At 30.1% G+C, this 24836-nt stretch carries 27 protein-coding genes; 17 read left to right on the forward strand and 10 right to left on the reverse strand.

All coding sequences use genetic code 11. The annotated features are described in order from the left end of the window. The 4 genes from LS64_RS12585 to LS64_RS11130 form a co-directional block, all read left to right on the forward strand. Nucleotides 1–1381 (forward strand): hypothetical protein (locus LS64_RS12585; RefSeq protein ID WP_161976979.1); only part of this gene is annotated, 1381 nt, incomplete at its 5' end. Nucleotides 1382–1391: 10 nt separating this feature from the next. Further along, nucleotides 1392–2567 (forward strand): hypothetical protein, encoded by a 1176-nt coding sequence (locus tag LS64_RS11120; RefSeq protein ID WP_034571632.1) that lies wholly within the window; start codon nucleotides 1392–1394, stop codon nucleotides 2565–2567. 90 nt (nucleotides 2568–2657) lie between these two features. Continuing rightward, the gene (locus tag LS64_RS11125) at nucleotides 2658–3620 is read left to right on the forward strand and encodes a GHMP family kinase ATP-binding protein (protein WP_034570180.1); all 963 of its coding nucleotides are present in this window, start codon (nucleotides 2658–2660) and stop codon (nucleotides 3618–3620) included. 46 nt (nucleotides 3621–3666) lie between these two features. Beyond that, on the forward strand, nucleotides 3667–4014 hold the full coding sequence (locus LS64_RS11130; protein ID WP_052062340.1) for a hypothetical protein: 348 nt from the start codon (nucleotides 3667–3669) through the stop codon (nucleotides 4012–4014). A gap of 9 nt (nucleotides 4015–4023) precedes the next feature. Here LS64_RS11130 and LS64_RS11135 read toward each other — a convergent pair whose 3' ends face one another. Then, nucleotides 4024–5943: a dynamin family protein gene (locus LS64_RS11135; RefSeq protein ID WP_034570183.1), complete on the reverse strand. Its 1920-nt coding sequence runs from the start codon at nucleotides 5941–5943 to the stop codon at nucleotides 4024–4026. A gap of 118 nt (nucleotides 5944–6061) precedes the next feature. On the opposite strand from LS64_RS11135, the gene tssJ reads away from it, so the two are divergent. Then, nucleotides 6062–6499 carry a type VI secretion system lipoprotein TssJ gene (gene tssJ / locus LS64_RS11140; RefSeq protein ID WP_064773687.1) on the forward strand — a complete coding sequence of 146 codons (438 nt, stop codon included), beginning with the start codon at nucleotides 6062–6064 and terminating at the stop codon, nucleotides 6497–6499. A gap of 30 nt (nucleotides 6500–6529) precedes the next feature. After that, nucleotides 6530–7903, forward strand: coding sequence for a type VI secretion system baseplate subunit TssK (tssK, locus tag LS64_RS11145; RefSeq protein ID WP_034570186.1), 1374 nt, complete (start codon nucleotides 6530–6532; stop codon nucleotides 7901–7903). 11 nt (nucleotides 7904–7914) lie between these two features. Here the strand turns inward: tssK and LS64_RS11150 are convergent, their stop codons facing one another. After that, a complete protein-coding gene (locus LS64_RS11150; protein ID WP_052062341.1) occupies nucleotides 7915–10077 on the reverse strand; it encodes a mechanosensitive ion channel domain-containing protein in 2163 nt (720 codons plus the stop codon). A 241-nt stretch (nucleotides 10078–10318) separates the two neighbouring features. On the opposite strand from LS64_RS11150, the gene LS64_RS13705 reads away from it, so the two are divergent. Next, on the forward strand, nucleotides 10319–12382 hold the full coding sequence (locus tag LS64_RS13705) for a methyl-accepting chemotaxis protein (protein ID WP_034570189.1): 2064 nt from the start codon (nucleotides 10319–10321) through the stop codon (nucleotides 12380–12382). 8 nt (nucleotides 12383–12390) lie between these two features. On the opposite strand, the gene LS64_RS11160 is transcribed toward LS64_RS13705, so the two are convergent. Further along, entirely contained in the window at nucleotides 12391–12615 is a 225-nt protein-coding gene (locus tag LS64_RS11160) for a hypothetical protein (RefSeq protein WP_034570194.1), read from the reverse strand. A gap of 19 nt (nucleotides 12616–12634) precedes the next feature. Then, a complete protein-coding gene (locus LS64_RS11165) occupies nucleotides 12635–13618 on the reverse strand; it encodes a hypothetical protein (RefSeq protein ID WP_034570198.1) in 984 nt (327 codons plus the stop codon). A 545-nt stretch (nucleotides 13619–14163) separates the two neighbouring features. On the opposite strand from LS64_RS11165, the gene LS64_RS11170 reads away from it, so the two are divergent. Then, nucleotides 14164–15069, forward strand: a complete 906-nt coding sequence (locus LS64_RS11170; RefSeq protein WP_419880002.1) for an NAD(P)H-dependent glycerol-3-phosphate dehydrogenase — start codon at nucleotides 14164–14166, stop codon at nucleotides 15067–15069. Here LS64_RS11170 and LS64_RS11175 read toward each other — a convergent pair. The 5 genes from LS64_RS11175 to LS64_RS11185 all read right to left on the reverse strand — a co-directional run bounded on the left by LS64_RS11175 (nucleotide 15055) and on the right by LS64_RS11185 (nucleotide 17323). Beyond that, a complete protein-coding gene (locus tag LS64_RS11175) occupies nucleotides 15055–15738 on the reverse strand; it encodes a hypothetical protein (protein WP_034570201.1) in 684 nt (227 codons plus the stop codon). The two genes, LS64_RS11170 and LS64_RS11175, sit on opposite strands and share 15 nt — an antisense overlap. Nucleotides 15739–16257: 519 nt before the next feature. Further along, nucleotides 16258–16404, reverse strand: coding sequence for a hypothetical protein (locus LS64_RS12590; protein ID WP_160659268.1), 147 nt, complete (start codon nucleotides 16402–16404; stop codon nucleotides 16258–16260). Between the two features lie 71 nt (nucleotides 16405–16475). After that, a complete protein-coding gene (locus LS64_RS11180) occupies nucleotides 16476–16847 on the reverse strand; it encodes a hypothetical protein (protein ID WP_034570204.1) in 372 nt (123 codons plus the stop codon). Then, a complete protein-coding gene (locus LS64_RS12595; protein ID WP_160659267.1) occupies nucleotides 16847–17011 on the reverse strand; it encodes a hypothetical protein in 165 nt (54 codons plus the stop codon). Before LS64_RS12595 ends, LS64_RS11180 begins: the two co-directional genes overlap by 1 nt. 108 nt (nucleotides 17012–17119) lie before the next feature. Then, nucleotides 17120–17323 (reverse strand): hypothetical protein, encoded by a 204-nt coding sequence (locus LS64_RS11185; RefSeq protein WP_034571634.1) that lies wholly within the window; start codon nucleotides 17321–17323, stop codon nucleotides 17120–17122. Between the two features lie 355 nt (nucleotides 17324–17678). Between LS64_RS11185 and LS64_RS11190 the strand changes: the two genes are divergently transcribed. Together LS64_RS11190 and LS64_RS11195 are read left to right on the forward strand one after the other, a co-directional pair. Continuing rightward, nucleotides 17679–18038, forward strand: coding sequence for a hypothetical protein (locus tag LS64_RS11190; RefSeq protein ID WP_034570249.1), 360 nt, complete (start codon nucleotides 17679–17681; stop codon nucleotides 18036–18038). Between the two features lie 1178 nt (nucleotides 18039–19216). After that, the gene (locus tag LS64_RS11195) at nucleotides 19217–20230 is read left to right on the forward strand and encodes an alpha/beta hydrolase family protein (RefSeq protein WP_052062343.1); all 1014 of its coding nucleotides are present in this window, start codon (nucleotides 19217–19219) and stop codon (nucleotides 20228–20230) included. Nucleotides 20231–20319: 89 nt separating this feature from the next. On the opposite strand, the gene LS64_RS12600 is transcribed toward LS64_RS11195, so the two are convergent. Continuing rightward, complete coding sequence (locus LS64_RS12600; RefSeq protein WP_160659266.1) at nucleotides 20320–20496, reverse strand: hypothetical protein; 177 nt, start codon at nucleotides 20494–20496, stop codon at nucleotides 20320–20322. 70 nt (nucleotides 20497–20566) lie between these two features. On the opposite strand from LS64_RS12600, the gene LS64_RS11200 reads away from it, so the two are divergent. From LS64_RS11200 to LS64_RS11235, 7 genes are all read left to right on the forward strand, one after another. Beyond that, nucleotides 20567–20809 (forward strand): hypothetical protein, encoded by a 243-nt coding sequence (locus tag LS64_RS11200; RefSeq protein ID WP_034569179.1) that lies wholly within the window; start codon nucleotides 20567–20569, stop codon nucleotides 20807–20809. A gap of 6 nt (nucleotides 20810–20815) precedes the next feature. Further along, nucleotides 20816–21070 carry a hypothetical protein gene (locus LS64_RS11205; RefSeq protein ID WP_193554438.1) on the forward strand — a complete coding sequence of 85 codons (255 nt, stop codon included), beginning with the start codon at nucleotides 20816–20818 and terminating at the stop codon, nucleotides 21068–21070. A gap of 386 nt (nucleotides 21071–21456) precedes the next feature. Then, on the forward strand, nucleotides 21457–21885 hold the full coding sequence (locus LS64_RS11210) for a hypothetical protein (RefSeq protein WP_138127359.1): 429 nt from the start codon (nucleotides 21457–21459) through the stop codon (nucleotides 21883–21885). Nucleotide 21886: 1 nt separating this feature from the next. Continuing rightward, nucleotides 21887–22543: a Tle-like phospholipase domain-containing protein gene (locus tag LS64_RS11215; protein WP_052062279.1), complete on the forward strand. Its 657-nt coding sequence runs from the start codon at nucleotides 21887–21889 to the stop codon at nucleotides 22541–22543. A gap of 288 nt (nucleotides 22544–22831) precedes the next feature. Next, on the forward strand, nucleotides 22832–22960 hold the full coding sequence (locus LS64_RS13710) for a hypothetical protein (protein ID WP_272916629.1): 129 nt from the start codon (nucleotides 22832–22834) through the stop codon (nucleotides 22958–22960). A 9-nt stretch (nucleotides 22961–22969) separates the two neighbouring features. Beyond that, a complete protein-coding gene (locus tag LS64_RS11225) occupies nucleotides 22970–23329 on the forward strand; it encodes a hypothetical protein (protein ID WP_034569952.1) in 360 nt (119 codons plus the stop codon). Nucleotides 23330–23785: 456 nt separating this feature from the next. Next, a partial coding sequence (locus LS64_RS11235; protein ID WP_138127361.1) for a Tle-like phospholipase domain-containing protein occupies nucleotides 23786–24836 on the forward strand: 1051 nt, incomplete at its 3' end.

Here is a 24836-nt window from a genome sequence, read left to right on the forward strand (position 1 = left end):
TACACAAATAATAATACACAAAACAGATTCTAATATAGATAGCCAAAAAGTATATGCTGATATAACTAAACCATTTGCACCTGGCACTTATATTGAATTGGAAGCAAAAGCAGAGAATCTAAAAGCAAACAAAAGCATTTGTTGGCAGACAACATTAATAGCAATTAATAATCAAACAAACAAACAAGAAATATCAAATAAAACCATACAAACTTTAAACAATATATCATATTTTTATCTATCAAGTCCAAAAGAAATAGATTCTTATAGACAGCAAGGATATACAGATTTTAAATATATTATCTATGCTTCAAGCATAAATTACTTTAATCAAAATACAGTACATATAATATTTAATATAAACTTTGAAGTAGGAGATGGAATAGATTCTAATGTAATAGAATCTAAAGAAATAAGAACAGATACGACAAATAAAATCTACACATTAAAGCAAGCGGTAGGGTTTCTATATAATACCTATAAAGATTACAAAAACTATCAACAAAAAATAAATTCAACATTATATGAATATTATAAAACTCATCCGCAAATAGCAGGCAAAATAGCATATATTTATTATAGATTTGATTTAAGTAATAAGGAGTTTGTGGAAAGTGTAGAATATGAAAAACAATATATAATAGATAAAAATCAATATATACAAAGCATAGCAAATACATTTAATCATCAGTCTTATAAACCAAGCATTTTTAAACAAGATGTTGTATTGTTTAAAGTAGCATATAACAATTTATTTATAAATTATGAAGGCACAAACGATTTAATTCCTAAACGTGAAAAATTTATTAAAAATTTTATTGAAGCTATTTGTAAAAATAATAATTTGCCATTAAAAAAGGCAATAACATTTGAAAAAACTTTAGATGATGTTGTAGATGCTAAAGAAATATTAGCGGGTTATTATGAGAATAAAATAATTAAAATTAATATGTTAAATATTATATATGGCGATGAAGATTTTTATGATATAAAAAAATACTCAATAGATAAGTTTGATAACGTGCGTATGCTTTTGGTTAGTTTTGCCACATTTAAACATTTAATGAATACAATTTTTCATGAAATAAGACATTTTTATATAGAAGAAAAATATATCAATAAAAATCGTAGTATATTGCAAGATTATATATGGTATTCTTTATATTTATATATCCCACCAAATGACAATGAAGGTATATTTAAGGAATTTTATAAGATATGCAGTGATAAAGAAAGTCAAAATATATTGTATAATAGCAATAATGATTCAAAGAATGTAGGATGTATCCTTAGTGCTATTGAAAGTATATATGAACTTCAACCAAGTGAAAGAGATGCTAGATATATAGCAATGCAAATCATGAATGAATTAAATTTATAAGGAATATATTATGAGTATTGTAAAATTACCTGATGTAAAATATTCATCACCGATTGGTTACAAAACAATGTCTAATGATATATACTTAGGTGTGTATACAAATATAGTATGTATGAATAACAGAAGAAAAATTGAAGATGATTATTCCTTTTCTACTCCATTTTTAGAAGAAAGTTATAAAATGCATGCGATACTTTACATCGGTAAAATAATCTTTGAAAAAAATAAAGTAGGAAACTTTATACCAAAATACATTCCTAGCAATATTACTAAATATAGTTTTACAGGATTAAACAAATTTTGGCTAAATGAAAAAAATCCTAAGTATATACCTAAAAGCACTAAAGCAATAGATATAGAAAAATACACTTACGAAATAAATTTAGACTACTTTGAGTTTCTATACTATCGCACTAGAAAAAATATAGTTTTGAGTAAAGAGCAAATAATAAGCTATTTCATAGAATTACATAAACTAAATTCTGTGTTCATAAAAGATTACATAGATTCTATAAATAATGATACCGCTATCACAGGATATTATTTATATGATGGTATATTCACAGATTTAATAAATAAAAATATATTAAAAGATGTAAAAACAGATTATTATGATAAAAATAAATACTATCCAAACAATAATCAAATATTAATAGCCTTAGATTATATGAAAACGCAAAGTATAGATAGCAAGATTCCATATTTTAGTAAATTATTTTATGCTTATTTAGTATGGAGTTTAAGAGAGTATCTTATACCTTCTGTTGATGGGGAATTTCAAGATAGTAATAATTTGATATTTAATCTTGGAGCATACCAAGAATATAAAAAATATGCAAATTCAGATTATGAGTGGTTTGAGTATTGCAGAAGAAGCAAATATTTAAGATGCAACCAGTTATCTCTTTTTTATAATAATGAGGACTCAATATTTTGCGAATCTTGTTTATTAAAAGAATCAAAATATAATATTTTCTCCCCAAATAAAATGAATGATGAAAAGACAAAAGATGCACTACTATCATCTTTTTACTCCCCTTCACCACTTGGCAACTACTACTTTGAATTAGCGGAAAACAAAAACACCTTCGTAGAATTCTACCCCAGAATCTATCCATCTAAAGCAAATCCACCACAAGGCTGGAGTAAAGAAATGATGGATAAACTAGATTTAAAATTAGAGTAAAGATTTATATATAATTCAACTTGTATCTTTTAAAACACAAATAATCACATTTATAAGATAGAATCTAATTTCTTAAGCAAGGAAAAAACAATGCAGGTGTTACATATAAAAGCCTATCCAAAACTAAATATTTCTCTAAAAATTTTTAGAAAGAAAAAAAATGGATTGCATCCATTGCGTTCAAGATTTATGCTTGCTATTTCTAGTTTGTTTGATGATATGTTTTTTATTCCATTAGATTATGACATAGAATCTATAATGCAAAATCAAATTTTTAACATAAATGAGATTGCACATAAAGATGGTTTATATTTGATGGGAAATTTTAATTGTGATATAGAATCTAATCTTATTTTTAAAGCATTTAAAATTCTAAATATAAAAAAGAAAGCCTTTGTAATCGTTAGAAAACATATTCCTTTTGGTGGTGGTTTAGGAGGCGGTAGTGTTAATGCAGCTCTTAGTTTGCTTGCTTTTAATGAAATTTTTAAGCTTAGTTTAAACTTAGAATCTTTGCTGATAAATGCACAAAAATTAGGAAGCGATGTATCATTTTTTGTTATAATTTATACGCAATGTGGTGATAAGTTAAAGCTTTTTAGGCAAGACTTAGAATCTAATAATTTAGATTTTTTGCAAAATTTAGATTCTACAACTTCTAATTTTAAGGTTACAAATGATGCTTTTTATAGTGCAAATGTAATGGGTTTCGGCGAAGTTATAGAGCCTTTTTTTGAAGATTTAATTAATTTTAATATTTATTGCAATGATGTTTTTTGCGATACAGGTGCGGTTTATAGAGAGTTTGATAACCTACAAGAACAAATGCAAGAAAATAGCGAATATAAAAAAAGCTATAACACAAAAATTGACTTAAATTTAGAATCTAGATATATTTTGAATAATTTTAGTATGTGTGAACTAAATGATTTGTATATGCCAGCTATTAATTTATATCCACAACTACACGATGTTGCACGAATTTTAAACACACAAAAAGAAATATATTTTAGCGGAAGTGGTAGTAGTTTTTTTAGTGTTAATAATTTCTAAATAAAATTTTTATATAATCCGTTTCGATAAAAAAATAGGATAAAAAATGAATAAAGTTAAACTAAAAAATGTAAAAAATATAGAATCCAAAACAAATTCTAAAGATTTCAATAATCGTATTAGTAGCAATGAAAAAGAGGAGTTATTGAACTTTAAGGTACAAGAGCAAGGCATTAGTAAATTCAATTTATTAACGGCTTTTTGCATTTTATTGTTGGTTTTAAGCATAATAATTCCAAAAATTTATTTGGCAAATAATATTTATTATGTTAGCCGTGATATTTCTCGATTAAATAGTGAAAAAAATCTATTAGATGAAGAAAAAATAAAGCTAGATAAAGAAATTGAAACAATAAACAATAAACATTTAATGCTTGAGATTGTAGGGAAGTAATAACAGACTCTATTTCGCATTTAGCTCTAAACTTTTCTCACACTCTTTCAACCTTGCGATTTTTGCGTTGTTAGATTCTATAAATTGCTCTATTTTTGCGATTTTAATGTGGCAAATTTCGCTTAAACTATGCGTTAGATTCCATAAAGTTTTTTTATAAAGCGGAAAATTTAGGCTTAGTTTGTCCTGATATGTGGCAAAGTGCAAGCCTTCATTAATCAAATTTCGCGTGTTTTCTAGCGTTGGGTTATAAAGTGGGAGATTATCTGGGTCTTTTTTATGCTTTTCTAAAGCATTATAAACTTCATAATTTAATCTCTCTAAAGTTAGTAAAATAGCAACTTTATAATTATCACTCAAACCTTTTTGCAAATAACTTAGCTCATTATTTAACTCATTTATGCAAGAATCTTGCACCGCGAAAATATCATCTAAAATTTCACTTTTTATAATTTTTGTATTAAAAAAACTATTAATATTAGAATCTAAATAATGCAAACTAGATTCTACAAAATTTGCAATTTCACTCTCCAAATCACGTTCATTTTCCTTGCTTAAAGATTCAAAATCCTGTCCTATTTTTAAAAGCTGAAATCCAAGCTTTTTTGCTTCACGAAAAAGCTCAAAATCTTCGCTAACAAGCGAATTTAAAAGTCGCTCTTTTGGCAAAAAATTTACCTTTTTTACCTGCACATTTTCTTTTTTTAATCCTAGCATATTTTTACTTTGACGTAAAATTTCAACATCACGCAGCTCAAAACTATCAAAAATTAGCACAGCAAGTGCGTTAAAATTAGAATCTATCGCGCTAAACTCGCCCTTAAATCGCGTCTCAAAACTGCCATTTTTATCGCTAAATTGCAGGATATTAAAACGCAATTTTTCAGTATATTTTGATAAAATTTTTATCAAATCTTTATGGCACATATTTTGCTTATGAATGCGTTTTTTTTCAGCGATTAAAAGTGCTTTTAAGGCGCGTTTTATGCGGTATTCCTTAGCAATTTGGGCTTGTGGTGCAATAGAATCTTGCAAAAAATTTATAATAGATTCTATGTTTGAATCTTTGTAAAGCTCCTTAGAATCTGCCTTTAAGCTAGATGTTTCGCCTTGCTCAACATGACTTGCGGCTCTAGATTCCATCTTTTTAGAATCTAGCGCCTGTTTAGCCGAAATTGCCACAATTTTCTCAAAAAAGCCATCAAACGCCACTTTTGCGTAGTTCAAACTCGTCTCCACCTCGTTAGAATCTTTGCATCTATCCTTTTGATTTAGCACACAAAGGCTCTTATTTGCGTAGTTTTTGATGTATTTTTGCAGGATTTCTTTCTCGCTATTTTTGCCGACATTGTCAATCAAAGTAAGCCAAATAATGCCATCCACGCTCTGCAAAATCGAATTTGTAGTCGCTGTATCGCTTTCCCTTTGAGAGTTGAAGCCGGGAGTATCAAGAAAGTTGATACTCTTTAGTAAAGGCAAAGGCGCAAATAGGCGATAGTAGGCAATTTTTTCGTTCTCAATATCATCGACATTTTGCAAAAACTCAAGGCTTTTTCCCACTTCCTTGCCATTTTTATACACGACTTGCAGGGCGTTTTCATCGCCATAGCTAATCTCGCACACTTTCGCCGTCACAGGCGTAATGCCGCTAGGCAAAATCTCGCTACCTAAAAGCGCGTTAAGAAATGTGCTTTTTCCACTGCTAAACTGCCCGATAATCGCCACTTTCATAGGCGTATTTACCTGCTCTTGCAAACTTTCTAGCGTGGCTTTTTGCTTAGAATCTAGCGGCTCGCTTTGACTTAAGGCATATCGCGTTTTGTTTATTAGTGTATATAAGGGATTGTCGCTATTTGCGTTTAGAATCTGGCTTAAAACTTCTTGTATAAAACTCTCAAAAACATTTCCATTTAATAAATTTTCACTCATTTTTGCCCTTTTTGCTAAGAAAACTTTAATAATTTTGTAGAATTATAGTATTTTATTACTTAAAATATTCGTGTTATAATTACTTATATTTAGAATCTATTTAGTGTTTAGGGATAGTATGCGTGTTTTAATGATATTATGTTTAAGTTTTTTTATGTTTGCTTGTTCTCGTAATATAGGCATTGGTATTGATAACAGACAGGATTCTAACCTAAACAATCGCAATGATAATGTTCCTATAACAGCGATAGTTTACAAATTAAATGATATAAAAAAATTTGAAGATGCAAATATGCTAGATTTATTAAATAGAGAAGATGTGGTGTTAGGAAAAGATAAAATAGATTCTATAAGACTACAAGTAGCACCAAATGAAAAGGTAAATATCACGAACTTTAAAAGCAAAGAAGTACCATATATTGCTATTTTAGTTGTTTATACAAATAATGAAAATAAGAGAAATAAAACATATATGCGAGTTAAAAAAATAAAAGGCATTAGAGATAGACAAGTGAAGTTTATTATCACAAAAGATGGTGTAAATTTTAATGATTAGATTCTATAGAATCTTATGTAAAGGCAAAATATGGCAGATAATTTAAAAGTGGCTTGGATAAATGGTATGAGTATTGATAAAGTTCATTTTGAACAACAAGAAAGATATTTGCAACGTGTCATAAATCAAAAAACAATAGCTTTATATAATCATTTTTATGGAATCTTGCATATAGAAATTGCCAATGACTTATTATCACAAGGTAAAATAGCCTTGCAAAGAATATCAGGTATAGCTCAAGATGGCAGTGTATTTAATTCACCAGATGAAGATTTATTACCACAAGCCTTAGAAATTACAAGTAATAATATAAAAAATCCCATTATAACTTTAAAGATTCAAACAAGTGTTAATACAACCGCTGAATTATCAATACAAAATGCCCTGCAAGATTCTAAATATATAACCACACAAGCATTAATAACCTCTAGAATCCACGATGAAATGCAAGCAGAAAGCAACAACAATAACCTAAATACATCATATACGCAAGAAAAAATAAGTGTAATTTTAGCTTCACTTAGACTAACTTTAGGGTTTTTGGGGAATAAATCACCAAATGAATTAGAAATACCAATCTGTAAAATTAAAAATATAGATTCTAATAATGCCATCACACTAGATTACACATTTATACCAACGTGTTTTGATGTATCTGGAGTTAATATGATTGAAAGTTTTATTGATGAAATAATACACAATACAAAACAACACGCAGATTCACTAAATCAAATATTTAGGGGTATAGATATGACAAAAAATACCCTTGATTTTACAACTTACCTTTCATTAAATTTATTAAAAAAATGGAATCTTATCTTTCAAACATTAAAACATAAAGGAAAACTTCATCCAGAGTATTTTTATGATAAATTAATAGAGTTTCAAGCGGATTTAAGCGCTTTTGGACTAGATTCTACAAGCAACTTTATACAATATAATCATAATGATTTAAGTAGCACTTTCATACCTTTAATTAATAATTTACGCATATCATTTGCAAAAATTATAGCACCAAAATATATTTTAGCAAATGTCATAGACAATAAAAATGGCTTTTTTGATTGCATATTTGATAATGCAGGAATTATTGCAAATTCGCAAATTTTCTTTGCTATAAAATCAGATTCTCCTATAGAATATCTACAACAAAACTTTAAATCTCAAAGTAAGATTCTAACACAATCAAAAATAAAAAATATTGTAGCTTCGCAATTAAAAGGGGTAAATATCGAGCAACTACAAATAATTCCATCAACACTTCCACACCTAAATGGATATGTATATTACAAAATTGATAAAAACGATAAATTATTTTCCTCTTTTTACAATGAAAATATAATAAGCTTCTATATTACTAAAAATATTATCAATCCAGATATAAAAATGTGGGCTGTATTATAACGAATTATATCTCACACTTCTTTCACAATACTAACGCTTTGCGTTTCGCTCGCAAATTTTATGTTGCAGGCGCGGATAATATCCATCGTTTTTAGGATTACATCTTCTTGCACGCGTAAAAAGTCTGCCTTGCCAACCTTTTTTGTATAGCACTCTAAAAGCATTCTAACCGAGCTATCATTCAAATTATTTATGCGGATAAACATCCCGCTTTTATAGCCTAAATAATCATTGATTGAAATAATATCTTGGCGCACTGATAAGTCCTTGTCAAGCGGCGTTGTTTTATTAGAATCTGTTACGATTTCTTCGTGGTTTGTTAGCATAGTTGTGATTTTTTCTATGCAAGATTTTAACATAGCCGAGTTAGCTCCATAATCTAAGCCTATGTCAAGGCGGATTCTACGCCCTTCTTTTCTCCTGCTCCAGTTTCGTATTGCCTTGCCGGCTAATTCGCTATTTGGCACAAATAATAATGCGTTATCAAATGTGCGGATTGTCGTTTTTCTTAGACCGATTTCAACTACGGTGCCTTCCACATTTCCACATACTATCCAGTCTCCTTGCGAAAATGCGTTATCTAAAAGTAGCATAACGGATGCAAAGAAATTTGCCAACATATCTTTTACTGCAAGTGCTACTGCCAAGCCGCCAAGCCCAAGAGACGCAATAATCGCGCTAACATTAAAGCCCATTTTATGCAAAATCGTTAAAATGGCAATGATTCCTACCACAGAATATAGAATCTTTATGATTAGATTAATGATTTCACGGCGGAAACCATCGCTTTTTTGCGCCAAAGTGCTAATAAACGCCGCCCCATAGCTCTTAATAATCGCAATAAAAAGCCACGCCACATTTATCACATAAAAAATATCAAACCACTTCTCAACCGCCTCAGGCTCAATGCTAGGATAATACAAAATGCCGATACTAACATTAATACTCCACGCTAAAAGCAGCAGTGAAATAGGCTTTAAAATGCCTTTTTGAATCTCTTTATGCAGCTCTTTTTCTTGCTTACTAATATGCACGATAAAGTCCATAAGGTAAATGATAAGCTTTGCAATAAGGGTGCGGAAAGCCCACAGCACAAGGAAAATCACTAAAGATACGATAATTTTAGCAATCATCATATTAGAATAATCCACAGGGATAAACTCGGCTACTTCTTCTAAAATCCAGTGCATTGTGATATTTAGCAAGGTATTTTGCGGTAGTAGCTCCGCTGGTTTCATCTCTAAATATGAAATGATTTCCGCATAAGTAGCAAGCTCGTTTAGATAATCGCTTAAGGCAGATTCTATAGAATCTTTTTGCTTTTTATCCACGCTTTTAGGGATAGCAAAAGTCGTTGGCAAGGCTTTTAAATCTTTCATTACAGGGCTTAAAATCTCATCTACTTTTTGCTGTGTAGAAAAAAAGTCAAGCTGCTTTCTAAGCTTAATAAAAGTCGTGTAGAAAATCTTTTGGGCTTTTAAAGAATTTAGCGTGATATTAGCCATCACATTTGCGTAATCATCGTGCAAAATGCTAGATTCATTAATATTAGATTCTATACGTTTTGTATTTTGCAAATTGCTTTGGACATTGAAAAGTATGGGCTTTTTATTGTTAATGATATGCAACGGAATAGATTCTAAAACATCCTCTTTATTTTCCTCTAAATCGCTCTTGCTAATGTAGCCTTTCGCCTTTATATCCTTAGAATCTATGCTAAGATTTTGCAAAGATTCTATATATTTTGCCTCGCATTTTTCCTTAGCAATGTCGTTAAAATGCAAAGTATCCATTTCGCGCAAATAATAATTTGTCTTTATAATAAAATCGATTAGATACTCTATGCTATTTTGGTAATTTTTATCATCTTTTTTTAGTGGATTTGATGGCAAAAGTGAAAGGAGCGTCTGGCTAGATTCTATTTTATTGTTAGAATCTATTTGCGAGTTTGCTTCTTTTAAATCTTTTTTAGAATCTTCTTTTGAGTTTGTTTTAGAATCTTTTTTTGAATCTAATTTGGAATCTTTAGAATCCTTAGAATCTGCATTTTTAGAAACTTTAGATTCTAAAATCTTGCTAGATTCTATACCAAGCAAAAGATTAGAATCTGCCTTTAAAATATTCAAAAAACATAAAAATCCCAAAAACAAAACAAAGATTCTATAAATTCGCATATTTTTCCCTTAAGATATTTTTAAGTTCAATAATGAAATTTGTATTTTACAATGATTTTGGTGGAATTCGTAAAAATAAAGCATGAAAGTTGTAAACTTAACTCAAAGTGATAACAAAAATGCAATTAATTCAATTAATTACCACAATCTTACCATTTTATAGTCATTTTAGCGACCATATTATCAAAATATTAATATTTTGATATTAAAATTCCACTTGAAAAAAATGTAAGGATATTTTATGCAATTTATTTCGTCTATGAAAATCGGCACGAAGATAATTCTTGCCGTGGTATCCGTTGTTGTTATATGTTTGGCGTTGCTTATTTTTGTGGTAAATAGCTTTAGCTCCAAGATTTTGGCGGCAGAAAGCCAAAAGCTACTTACAAACACATCAAAACGTGTAAGTAACTTGATTGAGGGCTATGTAAGCGAATCGCGTGTCTCGCTAGAGCTATCTACTGCTGAGATTCAGGACTTTATCCAGCTAGATGAGGTCGATAGGTATAATAAATTAGCCCAAAATGTGCTAGTAAATATGCTTGATAAAAACACGTTGGGTGTGTTTGGCTATGTGTATATAAAGAGTGCAGGGCAGACTAATGACTTGCTATTAGTTGGGCATGATAATAATCCAAGTGCCCCAGGTGGCGTGCAGATTCTAAAGCCAGACCCTGCGGTGCGGGATTTAACGGGCTTGAAACTTGCTATGCAAACAGGAAAGTTAGCCGTTGGAAATCCTAGAACTGTTACAATCGGTGGTATTACAACCTTTATCCTTAGCCTAAATATGCCCCTTTTCAACGCTCAAAATAAAGTCGTTGGCGCGGTAGGACTTTTACTTGATATAGAATCTATTGCAAAGATTATCAATGATTCTAATCGTCTTAGCGTATTTACAGGCGATTATCGTGCGTTAGTAAATGCGGATGGAATGCTTATCGCACACCCAAATAAAGACTTTATCACTAAAAAACTAAGCGATGTGAATAAAGACCCGACTACTAGCGATTTAATGAGTGCGATAAAAAATAAACATGAAAAAGTCGTGCAATATCGCAACTCAAAGGGCGAGATGAGCTATACTAGCTCGGCTATCTTTGACATCGCTGATGATGTGTTTTGGGCTGTGCTGCTTTCTGCGCCTGAAGATTCTATCTTTGAGCCTGTTTCTGCGGTGCGTGGGTATATGTTTATCGGTGCGTTAATCACGCTAATTGTGATATGCGCGGTAGTTTATGCGGTTATCAAAACGCAGATTTCTTTTAGAATCCACAATGTGCAAGGCGTTTTATTTGCCTTTTTTAAATACCTAAACCACGAGACAAACACGCCGCCAAAGCTACTCCCGCCAAGAGCGCAAGATGAAATAGGTAGCATGGCAGCCGCAATTAACGCAAATATCGAAAAAACGCAAGAAAATCTAAAGCAAGATTCTAAAGCAATCGATGATGCCACTCACACCGCAAAAGAGATTGAAAATGGGAATCTTCGCTCCCGCATTGAAGCAATCCCAGCTAATCCGCAATTAATCCAGCTAAAAAATGTGCTAAATGGAATGCTAGATGTGCTGCAGAGAAAAATCGGCGCTGACACAAATGAAATCGCGCGTGTGTTTAAAAGCTATACGTCGCTAGATTTTACCACTGAAATCAAGGATGCAAAAGGTCATGTAGAAGTCGTTACAAACACGTTAGGTAATGAAATAAAAAGTATGCTAAGCACGAGTGCGGCATTTGCCAAAGAGCTGGGGGAGAAATCTAAGGACTTAGAGGAAGCGGTTAAGACCTTAACTGAATCTACTAACACTCAAGCGTCATCTTTGGAGCAGACGGCTACTGCGGTAGAGGAAATTACGTCATCTATGCAGTCAGTAAGTGGCAGGACGGGCGAAGTAATAAGCCAAAGTGAAGATATTAAAAATGTTATAGGCATAATTAGAGATATTGCAGACCAAACGAATTTATTAGCGTTGAATGCTGCTATCGAAGCCGCAAGGGCTGGAGAACACGGACGTGGCTTTGCAGTCGTAGCTGATGAAGTAAGGAAACTAGCAGAGCGAACGCAAAAATCACTTGGCGAAATAGAGGCAAACACAAATGTGCTAGTGCAATCTATCAATGATATGGCTGAATCTATCAAGGAACAAGCCACAGGCATAGGGCAAATAAACGAAGCCATCTCGCAATTAGAATCTTTAACGCAAAAAAATGTAGATATTGCAAATCATAGCAAAGATATTAGCACTGCAGTAGATTCAGTCGCCGCAAACATCCTAGCCGATGTGAATAAAAAGAAGTTTTAGAATCTAAACTAATCTTTATAGCTTTTATTAAGTATTTCTATATAAATATCACATGATTTTTGGTCTCCACCACGGCAATCTTTGGCTAATTTATCGAGTCTATTTGCTAGTTGCTTATCTTGTTCTTTAGCGTAATCTTTTGTTAAAAAATAATACCATCCACCAAACATTACGATACATAGCGGAATAACAAAAATATCACCCTTTCTAAATTTTAATTTAAAAAATCTCATTTTTACCTCTTTATAGTATCTACTTCATCAATGTATAATGCACCGCTATATGTGGGCTTTTATTAATGATTAAGTTATCTTTAATCTTAGAATCAAACTTCCCCAAAGCCGCGTAAATGCAGTCTATGCGATATTTTGAATGCTCGCACATTGATATTTCACTTTGCATTTTACGATAATTTATATAAATGCTATTTGGATGGCGAAAACTATCTGGCGCACGCGCCGCAAGGAAAATAAAAAACTGATTAAAGCTATAAGAATCGCTTAAAAACGGCTCAACACAAAGCTGCTTTTCACTAAAACGTGCCCTAGTAATGCAATTAAGATTAATAGGATAGTTAAAATGCGCACTCAAACTCACATCACGCAAACTAATCTCATAAGTGCTAACTTCAAGCAAGTCCCGCTCCACGCCAACACGCTCTAGATTCTGCATCACAACGCTATCATCACACGTAAATGTAAGTGTGCCATACACTTGCAGTTTATCATCAATGATTTTTAGGCTAGTATCGCCGACTTTCGCGTGCGTACCATCAAGCACGACTAACTTTTGCGGACTATAGCACTCAGGCAGTGGTGCAAAGCCACTTTTATAGTCGGTGTAGTCATTGTAGCTTATTTCACACTCGTTATCAACGCAGTTTGAGATGTGTAAGCCGCTTTTTTGCAGGCTTTTATACTCGCTAGATTCAGTGTTTTTAAAGTTCCCCTTTAGGTTATTTAGATTCACATTTTTAAAGCCATTTTGAGAACCACTTAATACATCATTTGTGACGATGTTTGACACGCCACTAATATCCGTGCTAATATCGTTATTTAGGGCATTTACAGGGCTTCTTGTATTACTTTCAATGCTAAAAAACCCACTCCATTTTAACGCAGGATATTCACTTACAAATTCATTAAAATAAGCAGAAATCTCTTCATTTGTAATCCCACGTGCCTGTAAAAATAAGGAATTTAGCAATAAAAGTGAAATTAAAACTAGCTTTTTCATAACTTTCGCCTTTTAAATATTGTTAGATTCTATAAACATTATTGTAGAATTATAGCATTTTTGTTTTTATAAACTTGCTATACGCAAAAGATTAAAATAACTAAAAAATGATAGAATCTTAAATAGATTCTAAGTAAGAAAATGTTTTTTACTACATTTAATAAGGAGTAATAATGCAAAGAGAGATTTATATGCAAGATATTTTTATCTTTGGTGGGGGGGCGTGGGGCTTGGCTTTGGGCTTTGCTTTAAGCCGAAAAAATCGTGTTTTTATTCTCTCGCGCCGCGATTTAAGCAATCAAGGGATTAGTAAATTTAATCCACAGAATTTAGATTCTAAAACAAATCGCGAAATAGATTCTAAGAATTTGCAGAAATTAGATTCTACGGCGATAAATCATAACGCAGATTCTAATAATTCACACAATTTAGATTCCATAAATTCAAGTAAAAATATAGAATCTACCTTGCAAAATCACTCAAAAGATTCCACAAATTCCGCGATAAACAATAACATTTTACAGAATCTAGATTCTAAAAACCCCATAACAAATAAAGAAAAAAGTTCTAAAAATCCTAACAATTCAATTCTGCATTTTCTAGATTCTAAAGCGAGTGAAAATGCGTCTGCAAAGCCCTTTCAAATCGATAGCCACGACTTTGCGAGTATCTACAAAAGCTCAAATAATCCGCTTTGCATTGTAGCGATTGCTTCGGCTTTCTTGCGAGAATTTCTTACAAATGCGACATATTTAAAACCATTTAGCCACGATATTAAGATTCTAGCGGCTAGTAAGGGCATCGAGCAGGGCAGCGGCGCGTTTATGAGCGATATTTTGGAGAGTTTTTTTGAGAAAAATAATATGTGTTATCTGGCGGGTCCTAGCTTTGCAAAAGAGGTGCGCGCTGGGCTTCCGTGTGCGGTGGTTATTCACTCCAAAAATAAGATTTTGGCGGAAAAATACGCTACTTGCTTCCCATTTTTTATGAAAACTTATATCCAAAGCGATGTCGTGGGCGCGGAGATTGCGGGGGCGTATAAGAATGTGATTGCCATTGCGGGCGGCATTTGCGATGGCTTAGGGCTTGGCAATAATGCGAAGGCTTCGCTATTATCGCGTGGGCTTGTGGAAATGACGCGTTTTGGCAAGTTTTTTGGTGCACGAACGAAAACTTTTTTAGGGCTTAGCGGCAGTGGCGATTTGTTTTTGACTTCAAATTCGACTATGTCGCGGAATTATCGTGTGGGCTTTGCGTTGGCGCAAAATCGCGCGTTAGATTCTATACTGCACGAGCTAGGCGAGGTCGCTGAGGGCGTGTATAGCGCGAAGTCAATTACGCAGATTGCCCTGAAACATGGGCTTTACACGCCCATTGCAAGTGAGGTGCAAGCGATTTTAGAGGGCTGCCCTTTGCAAGTCGCGCTTGGGAATTTGTTAAGTAAAAGGTAAAGAATTGTTACAAAAAGTTACAAAATCTAGCTCTATAATCTCAAAATCACATAAATCATCTTTGAATAATTGATAAACATTCCACAAGCAATGCTTATAATGGACTTGCCACAATCCGCTCTCATTATCAAATTCATCCGCATGGTAGTCATTAATCACATAATTCATAAAATCAAACAAGTCCTGCACGCTCGCATTTAGCCCACATCTCGCATTTATAGAATCTAAAAAAGATTCTACGCTGCCATAGTAGTTTTCAATGGATTCTATAAAATATTCTTTGCATTCGCATTCATCGGCTAACTTTGCGTATTTTATTTCGCGTAAAATTTCTTTTTGCTCCTGCGTGGTAGGCACTTTTTGTTTTTTATTTTGTGTGTTAAAAGAATTGTTAAAAGATTCTAAGGGAGTTGAAAAGTCGGTGTTTAAGGGTTTTTTATTTGCGGTGTTGTTTAAAAATTTCTTGTCTGTGAAATTGTTTTTTAAGGATTTTTTAATTGTGAAGTGGCTTTCTAAAGATTTATTTTTGTCTGTGATATTGCTATCTAAAAATTTGTTTTTGCCTATATTGTGTGATTCTAAACTCGCCAAATCAAGCTCATAAATCACCTTAAAACTAAAATCTTGCGGAAATTTCTCCAAAATATCCACTAATTCTTTTGCCTGCATATTTGTCCTTTAAATTTTTGCAAATTTTTTGCAAATTATATAAAAACATTTTGGACTTTTTTTGTCTAAATTTTAAAAAGTACTTTTTGTGTTATCTTCATAAAATTTAGATTTCATATTTCCTTATCAATTCACTTGTTCCTTTATTGAGTTTGCGTTTTTGGTAGCTCTCTACTATTTTATTGATTGTGTTAAATTTGATTTTTGTGATTTGTTGACGTTACATTTCGATTTTATTTCTTTTAATTAAAAATTTTCTATAATATTCGTCATTTTTTTAAACTGAGCAAACAATTTATAAATTTGATTTTAGCAAAAAAAATATATACTTATATAAACTTAAGGAATGAGATATGAAAATAAGTTATAGTATATTATTGAATTTTGGAATCTTGGCGGTAGCAGTGCTATTTAATGGATGTGGATTAAGATAATTTGACCCGCAGTTTTATGAGTTTAGGAAGTTACATAAAAAAGAAAGTGGGCTTTATATCTTTGATGAATTTTTGTATCAAGATATTAAAGCAAATAGAGTATATAATGATGAATTTGCAAATATTCCAACTTGCTATCATTACCCTTGCAATCCTTAATCATTCTTTGGAAATTATAAAAAGCAATATCACATAAGCAAGATTCTAAACATTCTAAATCATTTTTATTCATTTCGCCCCCCTTTACCCTTAAGTATAGAATTAATTTCATTCCAAGCTTTTGTCTTATCTAACTTGCTATCGTTAGAATCTATACCTTGCTACAAAACCTAAAAATTCTACATTATCAAAATCTACAGATTCTAAGTCGCTTTTGATAGATTCTACATTTTGACTTAAATCCACATTGTCTAAAATGTAATCACTTATAGAATCTAGCTTATCTAAACTAGATTCTAATATTTCATTATCACTTTGACCTTGCAATCTATCACTAAACAATTCACATTCTTTTATCATTATTGCAAAAGCTAAATCAATAGAATCTAGCATTTTGTCAATATGCTTTTTTAAAAACGCAGATTCTTTTGTATTTAAATCTAAGCTTTTGAAATAAGTCTTTACATTACCTTTTACTTGCTTTTTAAAGTATCCTAAAATTTCACTATTTAGCATTACCCACCCCCATAAAAGCTTAATGTATCATTATCATTAGATTCAGCAGATTCATTAGATTCTAACAATTCTTTTAAATTTGTAGAATCAATTTCAACACTTACCTTTTTACTAGAATCTAGCATAAAACTACCATTTGCTTCCATTTTATCAAGTGTAACCATTTGTGTTTTTTATACCTTGTGAAACGATACACAATACTAGCATTTACGCTTTTATTGCTATATTGCAACAACAAACTTAAACCCTTGCAATCCTTACTACTAATAAGCTTATTTGTTGCTTTTGCTATTTAGCGCAGATTCTAAAAATTCTACCTTGCAATCATTAGCAAAACTTGCAAACAATCCACTTTTAGCATTTTTTAGCAATCTTAGATTTTTTCTTAAATCACTAACATTTTCCAAAATCTTAATCACAAATTCATAAGATTCTACAATTTCCAACACGTCCGCTTTTGAATTAAAATACAACATTTTTCTATCCTTAAGTTTAAATTTTAATGTTACATAATATAACATTTTTAAGATTTTAAAGATTTTTTGTCAATATCACTTAACCTTAAATGAAACTTAAGCAAGTCCTTAAAACGCTCTTATTGTCGGTATTTTGCTAACTTACAACTTTGACTGCTAACTTTAATAAGTTTTTATATGCTTTTTAAGCTAGATTCTATCGATTTAAGAATCAATGAATTTTAAAAGCTCGTATTTTTGGATATTTTGTAGATTTATTCTATCGTTTGATTGAATGGCTAAAAGTTATACATATTCTCCCCAAAACAAAAATAGTATAATATGTATTCTAACTAATTAGAATGAGAATAACTAAATGAGTCATTATACAAAAAAACAGATATTAAAATTATTGAAATACACAAAACTTGCTTGGGCAAGTTATTCAACAAAATTGAATAGTGGTATGTTTGGAGAAAATGATAAAAAATGGGGCTTAAACAAAAAAAACAAAAAAAATCAATTTAGTGCATTATATACTTGTAAGAGTTTTGCAATATGTAGCAAAGATAATAAAAGTCTTATAGATAAAAATAATACTGAAAAGATTCTAGGTTATAAATCAGTCTTTGCAAATATATTTATTCTAAATAAAGATTCTATAACAAATGAATGCTTAGAATCTAGAAAGGCTTTATATAAATCTTTTATGTTTTTAAAACAAGAAATAACATAATCTATTGAAAAAGAAAGAAAACGAAAAATAATCTAAGTTTTAAAGATATGAAAAGGATTTGGAAAATTCTAAACAAGTTATATTCAATTCAAATAAAGCTAAAGATTCTAACAATATAGAATCTAAAACAGGAAATTATAAATGCTTGGTATGATATTTTTAACCATTACCTAATAATATTTTTTGTCTTATTTGCAATAATCACACTCTTAGTGTATATCATAAGATTTACATCTATAAAATCACCAAAAAGAAAATTTCTTTGTATTGGAATCTATCATCTCTAATCATTCCTTTTTATGTGTAATGCTTTATGGACAGATTATATATGGTATTCCATATTTTTACAACAAAAAAATTGATAAAAATATTTACATTAGCGGAGCATATTTTCGACTAAAACTTATTGATAGTAGATTTATTTATTGGAATTTAAAAGAAATATTTTGATATGATGATATGATAATGAGATACACTATGCTGCAACAACAGGATATAATTACAAAGATTATGGCTTACGGTTAAAATGAAGGTGCGGGTTGGCGGGTAAAAACTACAAATACATTATATATGAAGAACTCAAGGGAAAATAGAATGAAAGATATTCAAACACACAAAGCAGTTTAAAGTTGGCTAAGAAGTTCCTAGACCATGCTTATATTGCGAATGCAAGTTATGCGAGTTAGAAGTAGTTAATGGTAAGTTTAAAGATATCATCAACACCAAAGAAAAAGAGGTTTAAGGCGACATCCAAACTCTTGGCGATAAACTCAAAGATTCCCAAACAAAACCACTTACGCTAGAGCTATCCAAGCAAGATTTGCTAAAGATGACTTGTTGATGTGGGTAATCTGTGCTTCTTTGATAAATGTTTTTCTACAAAACAAGTCAAAATAGATAATGACATTACAAAAGTAAAATTAGATTCTATATTATCCAAAGACACAATAAATTTTGTCAATAGATACAAGATTCTAGCACATGAGCCAAATAAACAACGAAGTATAGAAAAGGGCAAATAAAGCGATAGCAATTATGGCTTTAGCACGACTTTATTTGAAGATACTTTAGCAGATTCTATAGAATCTAAATATATCTTAACTTTTTTAACTTTTCTTGGCAGTAAAGAAAGTAATGATTTTAAAAGTGACCATGTTTTAGCAGAGGGTGGAATCCCTATGCAATGCTATTTTGTGGTGAAATTTTATGAAGAAAAGATAAAACCTAAAATAAAAGATTCTAAGCTTATTGTGGTAGGACATTCACTAGGTGGGTATTTAGTGCAAAGCTTTGCGTTTATGTATCCTACTCATATCAATGAAATATATACATTTAATTCTCCTGGTTTATATCCTAGTAAAATGCTTAAAGGACTTTTTGAAGCCTTTGAAAATACTGCTAAAATAAGTCAAATAGATTCTATTATACATGGAAAAGAAAATTATCTTTTATGGCTCAATAAAATACGAACAAGCAATTATGCTGAGTATGTTTATAATATAGAACATTTACGATACGAGACAAAAGAAAATAAAGAAAAATATCACAAAAAAATGTTAAAACTAATACAAGATATTAAGAATGGTATAAATAAAAAGTATGATTATTTGCCAAAAGGATTAATACAAGAACATATATATCACATACAAACAGACAATGATTCTAACCTACAAAACAATAATTACACTAATAATGCAATACAGGATTTGGGAGTAAATATTAAAGATTTTTATTACTTTGTGAATGTGGGTAGTTTTTGGGATTCTCACTATCTAACCACCACTATTATCGAGCTAAAAACAATCATTTTATATATGCAAAGTGGTAATATAGATAATCTTTTAGAATACAATAAGATTAAAGATACAAACAAACAAGAAATGTTTATAAAACACAATACGGAAAGAGAAATGATGGAAATAGAGTTTCACAACAAAACATATTGGTTTGCATATTGGTTTGATGGTATATCTATACTTGCTCCACCACTCCCCACACCTACAAATGATTTACAACAAGCCATAGCCTATCTAGATTCTAATCCTATCCCACAAAAGCCAAAGGAAATATATTATGCAGATTCTAATGCTTGGAGCAATGCAATGTTACAAGATTTAGAATCTTATTTTAGAATCTATGCTAAACAAAGCAATTTATCATATCAATATTTCGATACACAAATGCACTCCTAGCAAGACAAATAGCCTTGAAAATATCTTTAGATTCTAAACAATATGACTTTTATGATATATTAAATAAAATCTAAAAAATATTACTACACTTACTTAGATTCTAAAAACATAGAATCTAATTTAGTTGATAAAGATTCTATAAAATCCAAGCATACACAAAATAATCTAATCTTAGAATCTAAAGACAATTCCATAAAAATAATCTTTTTAGATTCTATAAACAATTTATATTTTAATAACTTGTCGTTGCGAGAATTGCAAAGCAATTCGTGACAATCCAATAAGCAAAATATTTTAGATTTAACGACTTTAGATTCTATAGAATCTAATATTTCAATGTCAAACCTAATTCATATTTATAACAATAAAATAGATATTTTTACAAAAGATAAAAGCGTCATTAACATAGAATCTTTAGTCAAAAATTATGATTTAGATTCTAATGGAGATTTTATAGAATCTAAGCCTATTTATTATTTGCAAGATTCTAAAGATTCTGTCATTGCGAATGCAATGAAGCAATCCACAAGAGATTCTAACAATAAAAACAAAGAAAATAAAGTTAGCAACATAGATTGACACGACTTGTTACAAAAGTCTCGCAATGACAATAAAGTTATAGAATCTACAGCAATGCTTTGTCCTATCTTAGAAGATAATAAAATCAAATGTATTCATGGTGGAATAGTAAAACTACAATCAAACAAAGGTAAAAACTTTAAATCAAATAATAAATCAATGATTTTAGAATCTGATTTATTGAATAGTCAAATAATAGGCTGTGCTAATACTATCTTAGGAGTGCCAACTCCTTGCACTTTAGCAGACTTCATAATATAAAATTAATAGATAACAACAATAATTACAGGAAAAAATCTTGCCTTATCAATTTGAGCTAAAAGAGGAAAGTCAATTTAGTAGAATAATAGCTAATAAATTATTGCAAAAGCAAAAATCTATAAAACTGATAAAAAAGGTACAAATGAAAAAATATATCAGAACAAGTGGAGCTGATATAAATTTAGTAAAGAAATTTTTAGACTATGCAAATATTGCTAATGCAAGTTATACTATCAATTTTAAAGAGAATCTATAATGTGGTTTTTATTATTTATTGTGATTATCCCATTTGTATTATTTGTAGGATTCTATCTTTTTAGTGTAATTGCAATATTTTTAATCAGTAGAATCTTTCACAAAAATATTCTCAATATTTATCTTTAATATTGCCTTGTTGTTCGTGTGTTTTTTATTTTGCACTCATTACAGGTGGAATCTCTTTTAAATATATAGACCCGCAGTATTATGAGTTTAAGAGGTTGTGTGAGACAGAATCTAGAACTACTATATATAATCAAGACTTGTATAGAATCGACAATGAAAGAGAAAATAAAAAAAGATATTATGATGCTATCACACAGAAAGAATATTTTAGAGACAAGTTTGTTGAGAATAGAAGCTCTATCAATATATCTAGTAGATTGATAGAGAGCAAAAATGTATTATACTACGAAAAGCATTTGATTTATAAAGAAGTGTATTATTGGTATAAAGAAATAGGTTTATGGTTAAGTGGCGATGAAGGAGCTGGATTTGGGTTAAAGGCACGACAAAAGTTACTTTGTGAAAATGGTATAATTTCTGTAAGGTTGTAAAATGAGTAAAGATATAAAAACACACGAAGCTAGTTTAGAGTTGGTTAAGAAGTTCCTAAACTATGCTCATATTGCAAATGCAAGTTATGCAATGTTGCATTATACAAATAAAAAATACAAATTTGGCGACAATGAAGAAAGCGATGGCTTAAAACTTGGCGATAAGCTCAAAGATTTTAAAACAAACACTACTTATGCTAGAGCTATTGAAGCTAGATTCCAAAAAGATAAAATTTATAAAACAACTCTAGGTTTTATTCATTCTACACTAGATAATAATCCCACAAATGTATCTTTAAAAGATTCTTTATCCAAAGACACCATAGACTTTACTAATCGCTACAGATTACTTCATCATCAAGAAAATACTTCAAGTGGTTTTTCTGCCACACTTTTTGAGGATACACAAGATTCTAATCAAAAAATATTTGCTATTCGTGGCACAGAGGCTATGAGTGATTTTTTAAACGATGTGATTTATGCTGATATGAATTTGATGTTTGGTAAGTTAGCCACAAATCAATATCTTGATATGTTAAGATTCTACAATGAATGTGTAGAAAAATACCCAAATATCACAAAGCCTAAAAATCTTAATGTAGTAGGGCATTCACTAGGAGGTTGTCTTGCTCAATTGCTTGCTTTAAACTATAACTAGAAAAGATAAAAAGGTTGCAACTTATGAAAATATTAAAAATACTTTATGTTTGTTGGGTTGTGTTTTGTATATTTGGCTATATAATTTCGCCATTAATTGGGCATAATCCAGATAGATTTGAGGAGTTTTTTATAATGATGAGCTGGATTATTCTACCGCTAGTGGTAGTAAATCTATGGCTATTTGGAATAACAAGAGTTAAAAAATATTTACTTAGATTTTTTCTATTGTTATTATACTATCCATCGGCAGTTTTGTTGTATCTTATATTCGATTAAAAGGAGAACTATGAAAAAACAAATTAATGATATTAGAGATTATGCAGAGTTGTCGTGGGCTAGTTATTTTTATTTAGATTTATTAAAAGATTCTAATAATATTAATAGAAAGATTTATAAAATAGATTATAAAAGATAAAGGCTACTTATGAAAACATTAAAAATATTTTATATTTGCTGGGTTATGTTTTGGGGTTTAGGCTGTGTCATTGGTGGTGCTATGGGACATAATGCAACTTTTTTGGGAATGCTGTATTTATTTTTTTTATTAATTCTTATGCCATTATTTCCCTATTTTTTTTATTTAATATATGAAAAGATAAACAAGGCTAAGAGATTATTTTTTGTTGTTGTTTTGTATTTATTGCTATTGCTTTGTGTTATTTTATATTATTTTATACTATTCTTTGAGTTTCATAGCGATAGTTTTTTATTTTATCTAATAAATACTATTGTATGTATAGCAATATTTATAATAATTTATAAAAACAAAAGGCAATCAAAATGAAGCAAGTAATCAACAACCTCAAAGACTATGCTGAACTTGCACAAGCAAGTTATTTTTATTTTGATTTATTAAAAGATTCTAAAATATGCCTAGAAAGATTTATAAACTAGATTATAAAAGGTAAAGGCTACTTATGAAAATATTAAAAATACTTTATATTTGTTGGGTTGTGTTTTGGATATTTGTATGGATACTTTTGTTTTTAATTGGACATAATCCAGATGGATTAAAGAGCTTTCTTATAGTGATAGCATGGATTATTTTACCTTTGTTGATATTTGTATTTTATCATTGGCTTCGCACTAAAAAAAGAAAGTTTTTTTATATAAGTATATTGTTGCTATTATATTACCCCATATCATTTATTGCTTATTCTATTTATTATTTTGGAGTGCAAGGATTTTTTATTAAAATATTAAGCATTATTTATTCAATTATTTAGGTGGAGAAATTAATATGAAACAAATAGTGAGTGATTTAAAAGATTACGCTGAATTAGCATGGGCAAGTTATTTTTATTTTGATTTAGAAAAATATGTATTACAAAAAAACGACAATATGGTTACTTTATATGAAATTATAAATTTAAATTATAAAGGTAGAATGGCAGGAAAAAAAGAAAAAATAGGGAAAGAATATTATTTTGTTAGCAAAGATAAACTCAATGGAGAATTTGGTGAATTACAAGCACAAAATTTTGCAAAACGATATCAAATCTATTTTCATCAACCAAATACAAAATCAGGTTTTTCTGCTACATTGTTTTATGACACTCAAAAAGATAGGTTTGTGGTAGGGTTTAGAGGAACAGAAGAAGCAATGGATATAATACAAGATATAGCCTTGTCTTCTAATGTTAATCTCCAATCATTTGCGCTCTTAGATTTTCTAAAAGAAGTAAATCAATTTATTAAAATATATAACAAAAGAATTATTTTTGTAGGGCATTCTTTAGGTGGATATTTAGCCCAAATGGCACTTATATATTGCGATAAAAAATACAAAGATGAGTTATCATTTAGCCCAAATGAAGTTTATACCTTTAATTCGCCTAGTATTTATGGCTGGAATCTCCCAAACATTGCTATGAATCCAAATACTATAAAAATATTGTTAGATTTTTTGAATAAAAATATTGTTGATACTTCAGCCAATCTTACTCATGTTTATAACAATGGTGGGATAAAAATTATAGCTTCAGCTCAATATGGCTCCATTAATAGAATTCCTATCTATACAGGATTTAACTCACACTCCATTATCCCCCTTACTCAAACTCTCTATTTCCACTCCTATCTTTTAGAATCATCAATTAATGATAGTATCTTTCAAAACAATATACACGATATTTTAAATGCTCTTAATAGCATTGTAAAATCTATTTATAATATACTCTATAACATAGAAATAAATAAAGCTTTGCAAGAAGGAGATTATGATGATAATAATCCCATAAGTGTTAATAATCCACCACATTGGCTTTATGCTACTATAGATAAAACACTTT

Source organism: Helicobacter saguini, from assembly GCF_000762875.2.
Lineage (GTDB): Bacteria > Campylobacterota > Campylobacteria > Campylobacterales > Helicobacteraceae > Helicobacter_A > Helicobacter_A saguini.